The organism is Priestia sp. SIMBA_032, assembly GCF_046535215.1.
Taxonomy (GTDB): Bacteria; Bacillota; Bacilli; order Bacillales; family Bacillaceae_H; genus Priestia; species Priestia aryabhattai.
This window is the reverse complement of record NZ_JAWRXD010000550.1, coordinates 1-276: the sequence shown is the minus strand read 5'-3', so window position 1 is coordinate 276 and position 276 is coordinate 1. Positions and strand designations below refer to the sequence as shown.

Below are 276 nucleotides of genomic sequence, written 5' to 3'. Positions count from 1 at the left end.
CTTCTCTTTGTTTCCAAGGCTGCTTTTCATCAAAATATTTATTTGCAAAACGTACTGCATCAAATATTGTCTCTAACGCCACCTTAAATTTAGTTTGCTCAATCGCCTCTCCTACATTTTTATATAATCCTTCTACTTTATCTTTCAGCTCTATATCAATAGTCCCCTTTGGTACAGTGCCATCATAATATTTTTCAATAAATTTTAATGTGCGGTTCACGAAGTTTCCATATGCTCCTAACAATTCACTATTATGACTGTAAATAAATTCACGCC

General features: G+C 33.3%; 1 pseudogene. It reads right to left on the bottom strand.

The features are described from left to right. A pseudogene (locus SB717_RS35495) lies at nt 1-276 on the bottom strand (methionine--tRNA ligase); the annotation flags it as partial.